Here is a 17,834-nt window from a genome sequence, read left to right as displayed (position 1 = left end):
ATAAAGGGAGCTAAACTAATGGGGAAGAAAGTGTTATTCTTCGGTGATGTAGGAATTGATGATGCGATCGCCTTGGTTTATTCACGATTAACAGAAGATATCGATATAATTGGGATTGTGGCGGATTATGGGAACGTATCTAAAAAAGAGACGACCAGGAATGTTAGGTTTTTACTAAAAAGATCAGGAAAAGAATATGTTAAAGTCTATGGTGGTGCTGAGCATCCGATGACTGGAGAAATCCCAACCTATTACCTAGATGTACATGGTCCGTTCGGTTTAGGTCCAATCGATCCAGGTTTGAAGATTGAGAACTTAGAAAACTTTTGTGAAGTTATCAATTTGATTGAGCAGTATAAGCAAGAACTAATTATTGTGAATACTGGGAGGTTGACCTCGCTAGCCACCCTGTTTATCTTATACGAAGATCTGATGAAAAGTGTAAATTCATACTATATTATGGGCGGGGCCTTTCTATATCCTGGAAATGTTACCCCTATTGCAGAAGCTAATTTTCATGGAGATCCGATAGCAGCTAATATCGTTATGAAGTATGTAAAAGGTGCATATATTTTCCCATTAAATGTAACGCAAAATGCCATAGTTACTCCTTCAATGGTCAATTATATTCATTCCAAAGGGAAAACGGATCTTGTAAAACCACTATTAGATTACTATTACTTCAACTTTTATCAAAAGAAGGTACCAGGCATACAGGGGAGTCCAGTTCATGATGTGCTAACTCTCATGGCAGTCATTCGTGGCGATCTATTTACATTCTATCAATCTGCTGTTGTAGTTAATACAACCGATGTGGCTAGAGGTCAAAGTATTGCAGATTTTCGAGTAACAGATACTCCTGAGAAATTTGATATAAGACCACAACAATATATCGCAGTAGGCTTAGATTATGAAGGGTTTTATAAGGATTTTATGTCAGTTATGACTGGGGAGAAATTCTAAAATTTAATAGAAAATATCTTCATATTATTAGATTCAAACTTTAGTGGTTCTAGTTTTTATATTTGGATATTTGTGTAATAGCAGTGAAATAAAGTGGAGGGTATTTTGTAATGACATGAACTTTTGTATAACTAGATTAAAATGGTAGTAAAAAGATAATGGAGGGGTTTTATGAAGCTAGTAGGGCATCAAGTTTATCTTCGACTTTACAAAACTTCTGACGCAAACGAGTTAGCTAACTTACATATTAGAAATCGGGAATTTTTTCAACGAGTTTGCCCATTACTCAATGAAGCCTTTTATACAGAAGAACATCAGAAAATACGCATTGAACAGGCATTAAAAATGACAGATAAAGGGCAATTATATGCTTTTGGAATCTTTTTGAATGCAACTGAAAAACTAATCGGAGACATTTCATTAACTCAAATTTCTAGGGGGGATCTCCAAAGTTGTTATACGGGATTTACTTTAGATAAGGAATATAATGCAAAGGGCTATACAACAGAAGCACTTCAACTTGTTGTAGACTTTGCATTTAAAGAATTAAAACTACATAGAATTGAAGCAGGAGCTATGCCAGACAATATAGCATCTATTCGTGTATTAGAAAAAGTGGGGTTTAAAAAAGAAGGTATAGCTAAAGAAAATCTAAAGATTAATGGCAAATGGACAGATCATCAAATATTAGCTATCATCAACAGCTTGGATGAGTAAGCTCATCTCACAATCGTATGCGATAAATCTTCATACGTAACAATAAAAAAACTCCTGTTAAATTAACAGGAGTTTATAGTTTTTAAATTTTACCAGTGGTGTCCATATCCATATCCGTCAGATCCAGACCAGCAAGCTGCTCCAACAATGATTAATAGGATAAATAAAACAACAATCAAAGCAAAACCGTTAAGATGGTGATGTCCATTACTCATACATGTTTCCTCCTTCATACGATATTTAAGGGATGTAAATCCCTTTAGGGTCATGTAACCAATTGAGAAAATTACAATTAGGAGAGGTGGATAATGTATCGTATGTTTTTTTACCAACTATGAAACTAGTCTATCGTGTAATTAGGCTTTTACCTATCTAGTAAGTTTTATTCAGTGAAAATTATTGAAAACAACACGTCTTTTCATTACTTTTCTTTCGGTAAAGAAATTGCTGTATCAACTACATAACCATTTTGAAACTTCACCGCAATTGTACCTAAATAAGTATCGGTAGGTTGAAGTGTTTCAGTGCAAGTGAAATATCGTATATGTACTACTTCGTTTGTATCCTTACTAATTTTTTGACAAGCAAGTAAATTACTAAGTCGTTTTAATGCGATATCTCTTTTTAATCCGATAAGATCCTTTTTAAGAAACGATTCGTAATAATTTTTTAATGGGAACATATGATCAGCTCCAGTCAGCTCTTAACAAATTTAAGAGAACAGAATATCTTTGTAAAAAGTATCTTACCACAAAAGTGAATTTTTAATTGTCGCATTTTAAAAAGTAATAAAAAAAACCATTATAGTTTCCTATAATGGGCTTTCAGACTGCCCGCCAAGCGCTCGCTTTCTTCGTTGCTTCGCCTGCCTGCGCGGTGCTCATTACCGTTTAGGGTAACTGCAATCAGTCTGAAAATCAAATTTTTGGGACTTTGTCTACACACTGAAAACCCATTATAGTTTCCTATAATGGGTTTTTTATTAAGCACTTTGATCTGAGTCATTACCTATTTGATTGTTTGAATTTAGTTTACTATTTCTATATCCGTATACAAAGTAAATTACTAAACCGATTGCTAACCATACAACGAAACCTTTCCAAGTAAATGCTGAAAGTTGTAGCATTAAATACACACAGAATACAATTGCTAAAACAGGAATTACAGGTACCCATGGAGTTCTGAATCCACGTTTTAAGTTCGGGTGAGTTTTTCTTAAAACTAAAATACCTAATGAAACTGCAGAGAAAGCAAATAGTGTACCGATATTTGTTAATTCAGCTAATCTATTTAATGGAATTAGACCAGCAAATAAAGCAACTAATATACCAGTAATCCAAGTACTAGTTACAGGAACTTGAGTTTTCTTGTTAACTTTTGATAATTTACCTGGTAATAATCCATCTTTACTGATTGCATAGAATAGACGAGATTGACCAAACATCATTACCATTAATACAGTTGTAATACCAACGATTGCTCCAAGTGAGATGAAGCCAGCAGCCCAGTCTTGTTTAATAAACGCTAATGCGAAAGCAACTGGGTCTTTAACGCCAAGTTGATCGAATGGAACGATACCAGTAAGAATTAATGAAACAACAATATATAAGATTGTACATACAGTTAATGCAGAAATAATACCAATTGGTAAGTTGCGTTGAGGATTTTTAACTTCCTCAGCCGCAGTAGATACTGCATCAAATCCAAAGTAAGCGAATACTACTACCGCTGCTCCAGCTGTTACTCCAGAGAATCCCATTGGCATAAATGGAGTCCAGTTAGTCGGTTCAACATACCAAACACCAACCACGATGAATAGTGCTACAACTGCTAATTTTACAATTACCATAATCGTGTTTAATTTAGCAGATTCTCTAACACCTCTTGTTAAAATAAATGTAACTAATAATACAATTATAACTGCTGGTAAATCAATATAAGTACCATTTGAAGGATCAAATGCGCTAGTTAAAAATTTAGGGAAGTGAATGCCAAAACCGCTTAATAAGCTTTGGAAATATCCTGACCAGCCACTTGCTACTGCAGATGAAGCTAGTCCATATTCAAGTACCATGTCCCAACCTAAAATCCAAGCAAACACTTCACCAAACGCAACATAACTGTATGTGTAGGCGCTTCCTGCTTGTGGAATCATTGAAGCAAATTCTGAGTAACATAATGCTGCAAAAGTACAAGCTAAACCTGCGATAATAAATGAAAGGATAAGAGCTGGGCCAGCATAATCAGCTGCAGCTACACCAGTTAATACGAAAATTCCTGTACCAATGATTGCTCCAATTCCTAGCATTGTAAGGTCAAATGCGCCTAATACTTTGTTCAATGAACTTGGTGCTGCATTACTTGTAACAGATTTTTTACGAAATAAATTCATATAAGCCTCCTCTAGTTCTGAGATGTTAGTTTGTAAATTTTCTATTTAGAAAGTTTAATAGATTAAATTTATCTTAAAAAATAGAAAATTCTGACAATTACTAACATAGTGTTTTAATTGCTATCCTTAAGTGATTTTTATAATAACACACTTATAAAAATATTCAAACATTTTTTCGACTTTTTTTTTAATTTTTTAAAGTTATATGTAGTAAATTCGACATATTTCCCTGTACCTAGTCGTTTAGTTAATGTTTGGTGAAAATAAACTAGTCAATCGTTATGCCATAAGTAACACACTAGCTCAATAGGTTTTATATTTCTAAAGGTTGTAGTTGTAATCACTAAAAAATTATATTTTTAAGATTTTTTTTAAAACTAAATAAACCTCCTTAATAGAGGTTTATTCTTGGGTCTTTTTTATCAATTAGTGTTCTTTTAAATGACTTAATGAAACTTCTTTATCATTTTTCGGTTGATCTAGGGGATAAATTCTAGCTGTGCCCTCATTTTTATTAACATGCTGAATATAAACCGGTACTCCATCACAAGTCACATTAATCATTCCAGGTGCAGCTACAATTTCTAATGCTCTTTCAGTATTCATCATAATACCTCCTTTAATTGCTAACCGATTTTATTATTTACATAGCAAAGTATTAGTATTCATAAAAAATAATAACTTTTTAAAGGATTATGTAATATGAGGGAAAAGGAAAAAATGGGTGAGTAAGAAATTTAACTAATTTAAGATTTAAGTTTTCCTCATTTCTTAACTCGTTTCTTTTCTTGTTGTATGATAGCGATATAGGCGAAAAATAAAATTGAGCTACACATAAAAATTAAGCAAAGTAAACCAAAAAGTATTTGCATATTAGGACCTCCTTTTTATTATGAAAACAGATTAAAGTATGGAACTAGTTTCAGAGCAAGAAAAAGTTTAGAAAAGGTGAAAAAATGTCTAATATTAAAGATATTGCAAGGATTGCCGGCGTTTCAGTAACAACAGTCTCACGAGTATTAAATGATGAACCATATGTGAGTGAGGAAAAAAGAAAAGCTGTTTTAAATGCAATTGGACTAACGAATTATCAAAGAAATCAAAATGCAGTAAATTTAAGTAAAGGAAAAACGAATTTAATTGGGGTCGTTATACCGTTCTCACATCATCCGTATTTTGGATTATTAATCGATGGAATTGCGAATGAAGCGATAAAAAATAATTATAAACTTGTGCTATTTCAGTCAAATTATGAGGAGAAGAGAGAAATTGAAGCATTACGGATGCTTCAACATAAACAAATAGATTCACTTATTATTTGTTCTAGAAAATGTTCTTTAGAAATGATTGAAGAATATATGCAATATGGGCAGATCATATTGTTTGAAGACACAAGAAACACAGGTGTTTCTTCAACTTTTATTGATCATTACAATTGCTTTATGGTTGCATTAGAATATTTATATCAAAAAGGTCATCGAAAAATAGGATATTCTATTGGACGGAGAACGGGCATGAATAGTAAACAAAGAGAAGATGCATACAATGATTTTCATCGTAAATACAATGAGCCAGTAAATAGCGACTTTGTATTTGATAACTGTTATTATTTTGAAGATGGTGAAAGAATTGTCCAATCGTTGTCAATGTTAAAAGAGAGGCCAACAGCGTTGTTAGTTACAAGTGATCAAGTGGCAGCTGGAGTCCAAACTTGCTGTAATGACCATGAAATAGCTATACCAAAGGACTTAGCAATAATCGGATTCGATAATCAACCAATTGCAAAAGTAATGAAATTAACAACAGTCGAAATTCCATTACGCGAAGTGGGCAAGAAACTTTTTATTCAAGCTATTAATACTGAAACTACTCAAGAAGAGATCGCTGTTAAATTAATTGAACGTCAGACCGTCTAAAAATGAAAGCAAAAGCTGTAGATGAAAGCTTTTGCTTTTTATTTGATAGAAGTTTCCCATTCAGTTGATTGTTCTCTAACTACTTCCATAAACTTTCTAGCAGCACGAGATTGCCATCTGTTTTTATGCCAAGACATGATTGTAGATACGTTTCCTAAATTTGTATCCCAATTTATGACTTGCAGTTTTTGTTGTTTCATTTCATTTTGTACTGTTACGAGCGGTAGCATGGATATGCCAAGTCCGCACATAACGCATTGTTTAATTGCCTCAACACTCCAAAATTCCATTCCGGATTCAGTTGCGATGCCTTTACTTCTTAGAAATGCTTCAAAATAATCACGATAGCTACCTTGCTCTGTAAGGATTATATTTTCATTTTCGTTAAGTATGAACGTTGAAAGTGTTCTAGCATTCGATGATGGAGGGAGTAAAATGACAAGTGGTTCTTCGATTAGAGTTTCCATATATAAATCAGAATCCGTTTGAGGAGCCTGTAGGAAGAAGCCAATATCAAGATCTCCTCGACGTAATTCATCTTGTAATTCCCAACATGAAGCAGATTTCATCATAATATTAACTTTAGGATTTTGCGATCGGAAAGCCTGGATGATTTGTGGAAGACGGTAGATCGTTAAAGATTCAGGCGCACCAATTTTTAAAGTGGATACTTCTTCATTTTCCATCTGAAATACATCTTTTGCTTTTGTATAGAGCTGAATCATTTCGATTGCATGAACTAAAAAATTCTCACCAACCTCAGTCAGATGAACCTTTTTACCGATACGGTCAAATAAAGGGACCCCTAACTCTTGCTCAAGCGCTTGTATATGTGCAGTAATCGTAGATTGCGCATAGCCGAGATGGACCGCAGCTCTAGAGAACCCGCCCATATCCACAATTGATTTAAATGTAATTAAATGACGGATTTCCATAAATACCTCCCATGTATCGGAATTTCCGATGGTTTGTATCGTAACTATTCATTTTACCGATTGGAAGTCGGTTCATATAATTAAAGTATACGAGATTACAATTTGTTTCAATAACTTTTGGAGGGGGATTTATGAGGAATCGAAAAATTGGTTTTCTATTGCTCAGCGGGTTGATGATTGGACCTATTTTAGGTTCGGGAATTATTATTTTACCACCTGCAGTGTATGAAACTGCTGGTAATTATGCTATTTTAGCTTGGTTTATTATGCTTGGGCTGAGTTTATTATTTGCATTAATGTTTGGTAAGTTAAGTCTGATGATCCCTGGCGATTCTGGGGTACCATTAGCAGTGGAACGTGCATTTGGAACACAAATTAAAAACCTATCAGCTATTTTCTTTTTGCTTGCAGTTTGTTTTGGTCCAATTGCTGTTACAGGTACGGCTGGGCATTACTTACAGTTACTGACGAATCAAAGTTTTTTCGATGAAAAGTGGTTATCATTAGGGATATTATGCTTTGTTTATATCATTTTAACTAGAAGCATCGCTGATGTAGGGAAATTTGCGTTTTTTATGTCTAGCTTCATTGTTGTGACGCTTATAGTGGGAAGTGTTCACACGTTATTTACAGTTGATGGAAGCTTCACTTTATCAAATCCGATTACTGTTTCTGATTTTGGGGAAAGTTTACTTTTGTTATTTTGGGCATTAATTGGGTGGGAAGTCATCGGTAGCTATTCTTTAGAAGTAAAAACTCCTGAACGGACAATTCCAAGAGCAGTGATATTAAGTTTCTCTATTATAGCAATAGTAAGTCTTATAGTTGCTTTTGCTTTCCAATGGATTCATTCTAAAGTCGGAAATAATATGGACCAATCATTAGCTCCATTACTTCAAAGTTTATTTGGAAGTTGGTCAACTCCAATTATTTCATCAATTACAATTGCGTTATGTATTAGTACGGTTCTCCTAGTAATAGGAGCAGTATCAAGACTAATTGCCGATCAAGCAAAAAATGGTTTGTTACCTTCGTGGCTTTCTTTTAAAAATAAAAATAATGTGGCAACTCGATCGTTATTTAGTTTGTTTTGCATTCATATTATTGTATTTATACTTTATTTTAATGACTTTTTAAGTATACAAACGCTTGTGGCTATTGCAAATGCATTCTTCCTATGCAACGCTTTACTCGGTGTATTAGCATGCATAAGATTATTTGATTCCATATTTTTTAAAATCGGTTCACTTATTCTAGCAATTTGTTTTTTAGGAATTCTCATGTTTTCTTCACCGATTATCCTTGTAATAATTACATTAATTTCAGTGTGCTTTTTTTTGCTACAAAAAAGAGTTTCAAAACAACATGATAAAATTCTACAAGCTGGAAATGAATAATAGTTTTGAGAAGAAACTTCAATCAAAAGAAGTTTCTTCACGCTGTTGAAAAATAATCTTGTCAATTACTTACTCAAATAATGAAGTTTACTTTAAATAATCGCTAAACACATGTTAAAAACAAAATAAATATTTTTATAATGATTCTTCTTATTGCATATTTATTATTTTTTGTGTAATGCTATTTGCTACGAATTTTTTTTGCTTTGTATGTATGAGATACGAATAATCTTGTTTTAGTATTACAAATTTTCGTCTTTTTTTTATAATACATTGTCTTTGATCGAAATCATATGAAAGGATTTTTATTATTTTAGAATGAAATATTTTGAAAAAACATTTTGGGGTTTTGAGTATAAGAAGAAACATTCTACTTATATAACTTACTAAGAATTCTAGATAGGAAAAATGACGCACTTTGGTATTGATAAATTAATATAACGATATAACGAAATGAAGAGATTATACTGATTTTGAAAATCGAGTTCGATTGTATTTATGTTTAAATAAAGGGATTTTAGAATCCATATAGTTTATTTTTTGTATCGTTTAGAGAGTTCGCTCAATGTTTGTAACGACTAATAAATTAAATATTTATACATTTTTAATTAGAATGGCAGTACTTACGGGACTAATTTTATTAAGCAATATTATGAAAGGAAAAAGTGAGTAGAAATAAAAAAATTTAAAAATAATATAGTTTAAAAAGGCTATATTTTATATGGTTTTATAACTTTAATTTTGTTTTAAATTAGATTGTTTATAGAAAAGTAGAATCATTAATTCTTTACAATCAAATAATAGCTCGTTATAATGAAACCAAATTTGATAATTAGTGTGTCCTTCGGGGTCGGGTGAAAATCCCAACCGGCGGTGTTGTATATTTTTATACTAAGCCCGTGAGCTTCATATAGTTTTTTTATATGTTGCTGATCTAGTTAGAATCTAGAGCCGACAGTATAGTCTGGATGGGAGAAGGATGGAGTGCATATATGGTTAGTTGTTTTTTCAAAATTACTATCCAGATAGGCTTAATTCGTTGTGCTTATTTTGTAAGTACAACAGTAGACGTGCTACAATACTATCTTTTAACAGATACTTATTGTTTTAGCGTTTATTTAAGTATGCTTCCTTTCTTAAACATCTATTGCCCCTTAGGAGTTTTCCTAAGGGGCTTTTTCACTTTTTCAAATTAATTTGAATTAGAAGGTGTGATAAGGTGGATCAACTATTTATGAAATTAGAGATGGATCATACAAAGTCATTTATAGGTTTTGAGTGTAATGCGCTTCTTCGAAAAGAGGTGAAAAAACTTGTTTACAGGGATTGTTGAAGAAATAGGGTCAGTAAAAAATATCGTAAAAAAAGGTAAAACATTAGTGCTAACAATCGGAGCATCTAAAATTTTAGAAGATGTTCATTTAGGGGATAGCATCTCGGTAAATGGAGTTTGTTTAACCGTTACAGATTTTACTAAAAATGAATTTTCTGTGGATGTAATGCCTGAAACATTTCAATCGTCTAATCTAAGTACTTTGGCTTCGAGTCAAAAAGTAAATTTAGAACGAGCGATGGCTGCAACTGGTCGGTTTGGTGGTCATATTGTATCCGGACATATTGATGGCACAGGTAAAATAGTATCTGTTAAATCCATGGAAAATGCAGTCATCTATAAAATTAATATTCCAAATCGCTTTGCTAAGTATTGTATTCAAAAAGGAAGCATAACGATTGATGGGACAAGTTTAACAATATTTGAAGTTGAGAGCGACATCGTAACAATTTCTTTAATTCCTCATACTCGCTCATATACGATTTTAGGCAGTAAAAAAGTTGGCGACGTTGTTAATATTGAATTTGATTTATTAGGCAAGTACGTCGAAAAAATGCTAGGTATGACTGAGACGAAAAAGGAATCTACAATATCAACTTCATTTTTATCTCAAAATGGCTATATATAAAGGAGTAAGATCATGTTCTCTAAAATAGAAGAAGCAATTGAAGATTTGAAAAATGGAAAAATAATTATCGTTTGTGATGATGAAGATCGAGAGAATGAAGGAGACTTTGTTGTCATTGGGGAATATGCAACTCCTGAAAATATAAATTTTATGGCAACATATGGTCGCGGATTAATTTGTGCACCAGTTTCTGAAGAAATAGCCAAGAAGCTAGATTTATATGATATGGTAGCAAAAAATACAGATTCTCACGGTACTGCTTTTACAGTAAGTATTGATCATATTGATTCAACTACTGGTATCTCAGCATTTGAGCGATCACATACTGTTTTACAAATGTTAAATAATGAATCAACTGGAGCAGATTTTAGAAGACCTGGGCATATGTTTCCTCTAGTCGCTAAAAACGGAGGAGTTATTGAAAGACCAGGGCATACTGAAGCGGCAGTAGATTTAGCCCGAATGGCTGGTTCCAAAGAAGTCGGTGTGATTTGTGAAATTATGAATGACGATGGAACGATGGCAAGAGTGCCAGATTTAATTCAAGTCGCAAACAAGTTTAATTTAAAAATGATTACAATTAAAGATTTAATTCATTATAGACGCGAAACTGAACAACTTGTACAAAGAGAAGTTGAAATTAAATTGCCAACTGATTTTGGTGATTTTAAAATGATTGGATATACAAATGAAATCGATGGTAAGGAGCATATCGCGATTGTAAAAGGTATAGTTGACGATGGTGAGCCAGTACTTGTACGTATTCATTCGGAATGTTTAACGGGTGATGTATTTGGATCATGTCGTTGTGATTGTGGACCTCAGTTACAATCCACACTATCGATGATTGAAGAAGCTGGAAAAGGCGTAATTGTTTATATGCGCCAAGAAGGTAGAGGAATTGGATTACTCAATAAGTTACGAGCATACAAGTTACAGGAAAAAGGCTTTGATACTGTCGAAGCAAATTTGAACTTAGGATTTGATGCGGATTTAAGGGACTATGCTATAAGTGCTCAAATTATTGAGGATTTAGGAATAGCAAGTATCAATCTAGTAACGAATAATCCAGTTAAAATAGAAGCTCTAGAATCTTACGGAATAAAGATAAATAATAGAGTGCCAATTCAAACTGAAATGAAAATGGAAAACGAAAAATATTTAAATACTAAAGTAGAAAAAATGGGACATTTACTTAACTATTAAAATGGGAGAGATTAAGATGAAATTTGAAGGGAATTTAGTAGGATCTGGACTTAAAGTTGCTGTAATAGTAGGACGTTTTAATGAATTTATTACTTCAAAACTATTAGGCGGTGCACAAGATGCTTTAAATCGTCATGGTGTAGAAGAATCAGATGTTGATGTAATTTGGGTACCAGGAGCATTTGAAATTCCATTAGTTGCAAAAAAGCTAGCAGATTCAAAAAAATACGATGCGATCATTACACTTGGAACAGTTATTCGTGGGGCAACGACTCATTATGATTACGTATGTAACGAAGTAGCAAAAGGCGTTGCTGCTATTACACTACAAACTGGTGTACCTGTTATTTTTGGTGTATTAACGACGGAAAATATTGAACAAGCGATTGAAAGAGCGGGAACAAAAGCAGGTAATAAAGGTTGGGATGCTGGTATTTCTGCCATTGAAATGGCTAATTTATTAAGAACATTAAACTAAGAATATATATAATAGAAGAAACTGGTTAAAGGGAGGTGAATTTTGCCTCTCTTTTTTTTGTTAAATATTCACCAATCCCATTCGAAATTCCATGTTAAAATAAAGTTAATAAAATATTAATTCGAAATGAAGGGATGATTCGCATAATGGCAATTTTTCAATTATCTTCAAATAGCCCTGATTTTTCCTATATAATCGCAAAAAATCCCGGCTCTGGCATGAGTATAAAGACAATTAGAAAGGGAAACGCGTTTGCATGGTATTCAACGGTAGATACATATAATGTGTACTTTAAAGATGCTGATAATGAAATTTCTTATAAGGAACAATCAGAGGAAATGTTTGAATACTTAAATACGACAAGGTATTGTTCAACACTATTCCCTTTAAATGCAATCAATTCATTTTTTTCTTCGACATTAAAAAAGCTACATGAAAAAGATCAAGGGGAATATAAACATAGTGTATTGATTAACGCTATACATGTACAAAATGTTAGTTACTTAAACTACTTTCAAAGACATTTAAACGAATTTGATCTAAGCTTTGAAGAACTTGCTAGTAAAACATATCAATTACGTATTCAAACATCAAAAACAATTCATGAACTACTACACTATACAACAGTGCTATGTGTATTTTTAAGTATCGTTTCAGACGAATATATCGATTTTACTGATGATGTGATACGCAAATATATAACTAGTATGCAAGTTATTGATGCACCGTACTATATACGTTATTTATTTGCTAGAAATGTGTTAAATAGTCGTAAAAAGTTTCTTGCATTTAAAAATGAACTTGAAAAAACAAAGCTTTATGAAATTGATTTTAAATTTGGTAATACAGCAAAACAACGCCAGGACTGGATTACTGAACAATTAAAGTTTGAGGATGCGATACTTGATATCGGTTGCGGTGAAGGAGCGTATGCAATTCCGTATAGTAAAAAAATCATTGAGCATGATTATTTCGCTATTGATATCGATCCTGAAATGAGGGAAAGATTAAAAATTAAAATAAATAATAAAGAGATTGAAAATATTGCAATCTATGAATCTTTATCTCATTTTCTAGATTTTTACGATTACGATTTAAATGTTGATGTATTACTAACGGAAGTTGTTGAACATATGAGCGTTAAGGATGCTACGAAATTAGTACAGACCGTACTATCTAAAGTTAATTTTGAGAACTTCATTATAACGACTCCAAATGCAGAATTTAATGATCTTTACCAATTAGATGGATTTAGACACGATGATCATAAATGGGAAATGACAAAAGAAGAGTTTGTTAAGTGGATTGATTCCATCTTACGTAATACAAAATACACTTATACATTTTCTAGTGTAGGGGATTGCGTGGATGGAGTTTCACTTTCTCAGGCAGTTGTTATAAAGCAGCAAAAAGTAAAGGAGCATCAAATATGAAAATTTCAACAAATGTTCATACGATATTTCTTTTAGTTGGCTCTTCTGAATGTGGAAAATCAACTTTTGCAAAAAATATCTTAATTCCGTCATTTTCTTATAAAGATGAGTCACGTAATTATAAAACGAATGTACAGTATTTATCATCTGATGACATTAGGCGAGAAATATTAGGGAAAGATTTTGATAAACATAGTACGATTATGCTCGAGGCGAGTGAACAGGCATTTGAATTACTATTTACTAAATTAAGGATGGTTACGACCTTCCCAATTAATGCAGAATTTGTTATTGTCGATACGACTGGACTATCAGAATCATTTCGTGATCAAATCGTAGAGATTGCAAATGAAAATTCATATAATGTTGATTTAGTCTTATTTGATTATAAAAACATTCGCGAGTACTATACTTCAGACCGATCAAAGAAACTAATTGATAATCATGTAAGGCGTCTTCGAACGGAAGTTATTCCAAATATTAAAAGAAGTAATTATAAAAATGTTCATCGAATTCGTGAGAAGAATTTTCTTAACCCGTTTGAATTTGAGATTGATGTGGAAAACATGGAAGAATATCTTTCCCGTAAGCTACCTACAAAATATAAATATACAATTGTGGGTGATATACATGAACAAGTTCTTACATTTCAAAAGCTGTTATCAAAGGCCGGTTTCGCAGTTGAAAATAATCGAATTATCGAAACTGAGAAAAGTACAAATCACCGTATTTTATTGGTTGGTGATTGGATTGATAAAGGAAATAAAGTAAAAGAAATCATTGAGTTTATTTATTCTAATCGATCATGGTTTTATTTAATTAAAGGTAATCATGAAAATTTTGTAAGCAAGTATTTATTAGGACAATTAAAGAGTTCATCTATTGACCAGAGTTTAGTAGAATCATACTTTACTTCTATCAAAACTTTGGAGCAGGATGAAGAGCTTCAAGGGAAGTTTTTAGAACTGGTTAATGAAAGTAAGGAGTTTTATCACTATATAGGTGAAGAGTTTCCTTCATATTATATTACTCATGCTCCTTGTAAAAAGAAATATATTGGAAAAATGGACATTAGTTCGTCACGTCATCAACGATCCTTCCGAATTGACCGTAGTGAACCGATTCAGGAGCAACTACAGTTTTTAGCTGAAGAAGCAGTTTCAAATCATCCTTACCATGTATTTGGCCATGTGGCGAGTAAGAAATTAATTCGTATTAAGAATAAATACGGAATTGATACGGGAGCCGCTAGTGGTAATCAACTGACTAGTATTAGAATTTATTCCAATAATCCATATTTATATAGCGTTAATTCAGTTGTTGAAGATGTTGTGAGTAAAGAAGAGTTACCCGATTTATTTACTACAAGAGAAAAGAGTATCAATCTAAATGAACTGGATCAAAAAGATAAACGTAGACTGAATTATATATTAAAGAATTCGATTAATTATATTTCTGGTACGATGAGTCCGGCCGATAAGGATCCAGATGTAAATGACTTGGAGTCTTTAAAGCAAGGTCTACAATATTTTAAAGATAAAAAGATTAGGGAAGTTGTACTTCAACCGAAATATATGGGTTCTAGATGTAATATTTATTTATCTAGTTCCATTGAAGATTGTCACGCAGTCAGCCGTAATGGATACCGTGTGAAAAATGTTGATCTTTCAGGAGTATATTCTAGTCTAATAGAGCGATTTAGTAGTTTCATGGAAAAAGAGAAAATTAAAACGCTAATTCTAGATGGAGAGTTATTACCTTGGAGCGCACTAGGTAAGGGATTAATAGAGAATAAATTTAACGTCTTATCCAAATCACTAAGATCAGAATTAAACATATTGCAAGAGACTGGATTTGATGAGCACTTTAACAAATTGATCTCTCGATATCAACAAACGGACTTTCACGATGAAGTAAATTATCATTCGAAACAAGTACTAACGAATAAATATGGGCACAATGATTATTCAACATTTAGTGCCGTAAAAGATACTTTAAAATCTTATGTACCAACTAAAAAACATGAAGAGTTGCTAGATATTTATGACGAGCAATTAACAATATATGGATCAGAGTCAGAATTAGAGTATAAACCTTTTAATCTATTAAAAATGGTTTATGAAAATGGAGAGGAAAAATTACCTACATTAAGTACTGCTGAAATTTTCTCACTCGTGTCAGATGATGAATATTTAGTCCTTTCATTAGACGATGAACAATACTTTGAAAAAGCTAATCGTTATTACGAGACATTAACAACAACTAGAAAAATGGAAGGGGTTGTCATAAAGCCTAACCATAAATCCTTCAATAGTGCACCATTCTTAAAGGTTAGAAATGCTGACTATTTAACGCTTATTTATGGATATGATTATAAGTTAGAACATAAATATCAGAAGTTAATTAAACAAAAGCGGATCAATAAGAAGGTAAATGCCTCAATTAAAGATTATGTTTTAGGGCAAAAGATGCTAGAATATCCACTATCTTCAATCTCGAATGATAATGAGCAGTATAAACAACTAATTGCAAATAAGTTATTTGAAGAACTGCAGGCAAAAGAAATCGATCCTAGATTGTAAAATGAAACACCTTTTATGAACATAACATAAAAGGTGTTTTTTTATGTGAAAAAAAGTAATCTGAATAATTGTTTAATCTTCTTAACTTATGGTAGTGTAAATTTTAGTAATGGTGGATTTGGAGGTAGAATTTTAATATGTTATTTTTACTAATTTTAGTATTACTAATTATCATGATTATGCTGTTTTTAAATACATATTCTCATTTTGGGAAGAGATATTCAAAGACTGAAATGGAGTCGTTTAATGCTTTAGAAAACTATGAAAAAGGTAAGTTCATAAATCAAGTTCCTACGAGTATGAATATGGATTTAAAAACAAACATTTCTATGATTAGGGATTTTGTTAAGAAAAGTCCGAATCGAAAACCTAAAAATGTTATTCCAATGGAGAAAATCATTTATTCGAAAAATAAGGATACAAAAATTACTTGGTTTGGACATTCAGCTTTATTAATTGAAATAGAAGGCAAAACGATATTAATTGATCCGATGTTTGGGAACGCACCAACGCCATTTCCACAGTTTGGAGGTAAACGGTATAGTGGAGGATTGCCGATTGAGATCAGTGAATTACCAAAAATAGATGCCGTCATTTTATCGCACGATCATTATGACCATTTAGATTACGGTACAATAAAAAAAATCAAACAGAAAGTAGATCGATTTATTGTTCCGCTTGGGGTAGGTAGTCACTTAGTGAGTTGGGGAGTACCTAAAGAGACTATTTCTGAACATAATTGGTGGGATGAATTTATGTTTGAGCATTTAACATTAGCTTGTACTCCTGCAAGACATTTTTCAGGAAGAAGTTTAACAGATCGTAACAGTACTTTGTGGTGTTCCTGGGTCATTATTGGAGAGAATAATAAAATTTACTTTAGTGGAGATAGCGGTTATGCACCACATTTTAAGGAAATTGGCGAAAAGTATGGTCCGTTTGATCTAGCGCTAATGGAGTGTGGCCAATATGATAAACGCTGGTCTGCAATCCACATGTTGCCGGAAGAAACGGTTAAAGCTTTTATTGATGTAAAAGGTAAAGTTCTTGTACCAATCCATTTTGGTGCTTTTACGTTGGCATTTCATGACTGGAATGATCCGATTGAACGGGCTGTAAAGGTAGCTAAAGAAAATGGTGTAAAGTACTCTACACCTAAAATTGGTGAAGCAATCAATCTAAGTACAGGTGAATATCCTAAATCAATTTGGTGGAAGTAAGTATAAATAGTTGTAAAAATAGCAGGATTGTTTCTTTTAAAATTGAATAATTAAAAAACAATTTTTTAGGGAAGTGATGTAGGTGGAAGTATTAAAAGAAAGTGCACAAATCATACAAGATTTAATTTTTAAGTTAGGCTATTCTAATAAAGTCATTGAACTTCCTAATAGTGCAAGGACTGCAAAGGAAGCAGCGGGTGCATTAAATTGTGAAGTTGCTCAAATAGCAAAGTCTATTATCTTTAAATTAGAAAGCTCAAATAGTCCTGTGTTAGTAGTAGCAAGTGGAATAAATCGAGTAAATGAGAAACAAATAGAGCAAGTTCTAAATGATCAATTAGGGAAAGCAGATGCCGATTTCGTCCGTGAACAAACGGGATTCGTTATTGGAGGAGTAGCGCCAATTGGCCATAAAAACCGAGTAATTACCTTTATTGATGAGGATCTATTACAGTATAGTGAAATATGGGCTGCCGCAGGTCATCCAAAAGCAATTTTTCAGTTAACACCGAAAGAATTAATTGAAATGACGAAAGGTAAGGTCGTAAAAATTAAATAATAGAATGCACAAGACTTTAATTGTGGCACATTCAAGTGTAATAAATCAGTTATTGATTTACTATACTTAAATGTG

At 32.5% G+C, this 17,834-nt stretch carries 16 protein-coding genes and 1 riboswitch; of the genes, 11 read left to right on the top strand and 5 right to left on the bottom strand.

Annotated features, from left to right (window positions below; all coding sequences use genetic code 11):
• Nucleotides 1-18: 18 nt before the first annotated feature.
• Entirely contained in the window at nucleotides 19-963 is a 945-nt protein-coding gene (locus tag COC46_RS02525; protein ID WP_098808312.1) for a nucleoside hydrolase, read from the top strand.
• A gap of 171 nt (nucleotides 964-1,134) precedes the next feature.
• Nucleotides 1,135-1,680, top strand: coding sequence for a GNAT family N-acetyltransferase (locus COC46_RS02520; protein WP_098808204.1), 546 nt, complete (start codon nucleotides 1,135-1,137; stop codon nucleotides 1,678-1,680).
• 89 nt (nucleotides 1,681-1,769) lie between these two features.
• Here COC46_RS02520 and COC46_RS02515 read toward each other — a convergent pair whose 3' ends face one another.
• The 4 genes from COC46_RS02515 to COC46_RS02500 all read right to left on the bottom strand — a co-directional run bounded on the left by COC46_RS02515 (nucleotide 1,770) and on the right by COC46_RS02500 (nucleotide 4,678).
• Complete coding sequence (locus COC46_RS02515; RefSeq protein ID WP_141550864.1) at nucleotides 1,770-1,895, bottom strand: YjcZ family sporulation protein; 126 nt, start codon at nucleotides 1,893-1,895, stop codon at nucleotides 1,770-1,772.
• Nucleotides 1,896-2,101: 206 nt separating this feature from the next.
• Nucleotides 2,102-2,362, bottom strand: a complete 261-nt coding sequence (locus COC46_RS02510) for a hypothetical protein (protein ID WP_098808202.1) — start codon at nucleotides 2,360-2,362, stop codon at nucleotides 2,102-2,104.
• A gap of 300 nt (nucleotides 2,363-2,662) precedes the next feature.
• The gene (gene bcaP / locus COC46_RS02505) at nucleotides 2,663-4,072 is read right to left on the bottom strand and encodes a branched-chain amino acid transporter BcaP (RefSeq protein WP_098808201.1); all 1,410 of its coding nucleotides are present in this window, start codon (nucleotides 4,070-4,072) and stop codon (nucleotides 2,663-2,665) included.
• 426 nt (nucleotides 4,073-4,498) lie between these two features.
• Nucleotides 4,499-4,678, bottom strand: coding sequence for an H-type small acid-soluble spore protein (locus COC46_RS02500; RefSeq protein WP_098808200.1), 180 nt, complete (start codon nucleotides 4,676-4,678; stop codon nucleotides 4,499-4,501).
• A 350-nt stretch (nucleotides 4,679-5,028) separates the two neighbouring features.
• On the opposite strand from COC46_RS02500, the gene COC46_RS02495 reads away from it, so the two are divergent.
• Complete coding sequence (locus COC46_RS02495) at nucleotides 5,029-5,988, top strand: LacI family DNA-binding transcriptional regulator (protein ID WP_098808199.1); 960 nt, start codon at nucleotides 5,029-5,031, stop codon at nucleotides 5,986-5,988.
• Nucleotides 5,989-6,026: 38 nt separating this feature from the next.
• Here the strand turns inward: COC46_RS02495 and COC46_RS02490 are convergent, their stop codons facing one another.
• Nucleotides 6,027-6,923, bottom strand: a complete 897-nt coding sequence (locus COC46_RS02490; protein ID WP_098808198.1) for a LysR family transcriptional regulator — start codon at nucleotides 6,921-6,923, stop codon at nucleotides 6,027-6,029.
• Nucleotides 6,924-7,054: 131 nt separating this feature from the next.
• Here COC46_RS02490 and COC46_RS02485 point away from each other — a divergent pair, with 131 nt between their 5' ends.
• The 8 genes from COC46_RS02485 to COC46_RS02450 all read left to right on the top strand — a co-directional run bounded on the left by COC46_RS02485 (nucleotide 7,055) and on the right by COC46_RS02450 (nucleotide 17,759).
• The gene (locus COC46_RS02485; RefSeq protein ID WP_098808197.1) at nucleotides 7,055-8,320 is read left to right on the top strand and encodes an APC family permease; all 1,266 of its coding nucleotides are present in this window, start codon (nucleotides 7,055-7,057) and stop codon (nucleotides 8,318-8,320) included.
• Nucleotides 8,321-9,156: 836 nt separating this feature from the next.
• Nucleotides 9,157-9,304: riboswitch (FMN riboswitch) on the top strand.
• A gap of 329 nt (nucleotides 9,305-9,633) precedes the next feature.
• Nucleotides 9,634-10,281: a riboflavin synthase gene (gene ribE, locus COC46_RS02480; RefSeq protein ID WP_098808196.1), complete on the top strand. Its 648-nt coding sequence runs from the start codon at nucleotides 9,634-9,636 to the stop codon at nucleotides 10,279-10,281.
• A gap of 12 nt (nucleotides 10,282-10,293) precedes the next feature.
• Nucleotides 10,294-11,487 (top strand): bifunctional 3,4-dihydroxy-2-butanone-4-phosphate synthase/GTP cyclohydrolase II, encoded by a 1,194-nt coding sequence (locus tag COC46_RS02475; protein ID WP_098808195.1) that lies wholly within the window; start codon nucleotides 10,294-10,296, stop codon nucleotides 11,485-11,487.
• A gap of 16 nt (nucleotides 11,488-11,503) precedes the next feature.
• A complete protein-coding gene (ribH, locus tag COC46_RS02470; protein WP_098808194.1) occupies nucleotides 11,504-11,965 on the top strand; it encodes a 6,7-dimethyl-8-ribityllumazine synthase in 462 nt (153 codons plus the stop codon).
• 146 nt (nucleotides 11,966-12,111) lie between these two features.
• Entirely contained in the window at nucleotides 12,112-13,398 is a 1,287-nt protein-coding gene (locus COC46_RS02465; RefSeq protein WP_098808193.1) for a class I SAM-dependent methyltransferase, read from the top strand.
• On the top strand, nucleotides 13,395-15,980 hold the full coding sequence (locus tag COC46_RS02460) for a metallophosphoesterase (RefSeq protein ID WP_098808192.1): 2,586 nt from the start codon (nucleotides 13,395-13,397) through the stop codon (nucleotides 15,978-15,980). Before COC46_RS02465 ends, COC46_RS02460 begins: the two co-directional genes overlap by 4 nt.
• Nucleotides 15,981-16,213: 233 nt before the next feature.
• A complete protein-coding gene (locus COC46_RS02455; RefSeq protein WP_369700009.1) occupies nucleotides 16,214-17,200 on the top strand; it encodes an MBL fold metallo-hydrolase in 987 nt (328 codons plus the stop codon).
• Between the two features lie 82 nt (nucleotides 17,201-17,282).
• Nucleotides 17,283-17,759: a YbaK/EbsC family protein gene (locus COC46_RS02450; RefSeq protein WP_098808190.1), complete on the top strand. Its 477-nt coding sequence runs from the start codon at nucleotides 17,283-17,285 to the stop codon at nucleotides 17,757-17,759.
• Nucleotides 17,760-17,834: the final 75 nt, after the last annotated feature.

This window comes from Bacillus sp. AFS041924 (genome assembly GCF_002577195.1).
Classification (GTDB): Bacteria; Bacillota; Bacilli; order Bacillales; family Bacillaceae_G; genus Gottfriedia.
This window is presented reverse-complemented; position numbering and strand designations above follow the sequence as displayed.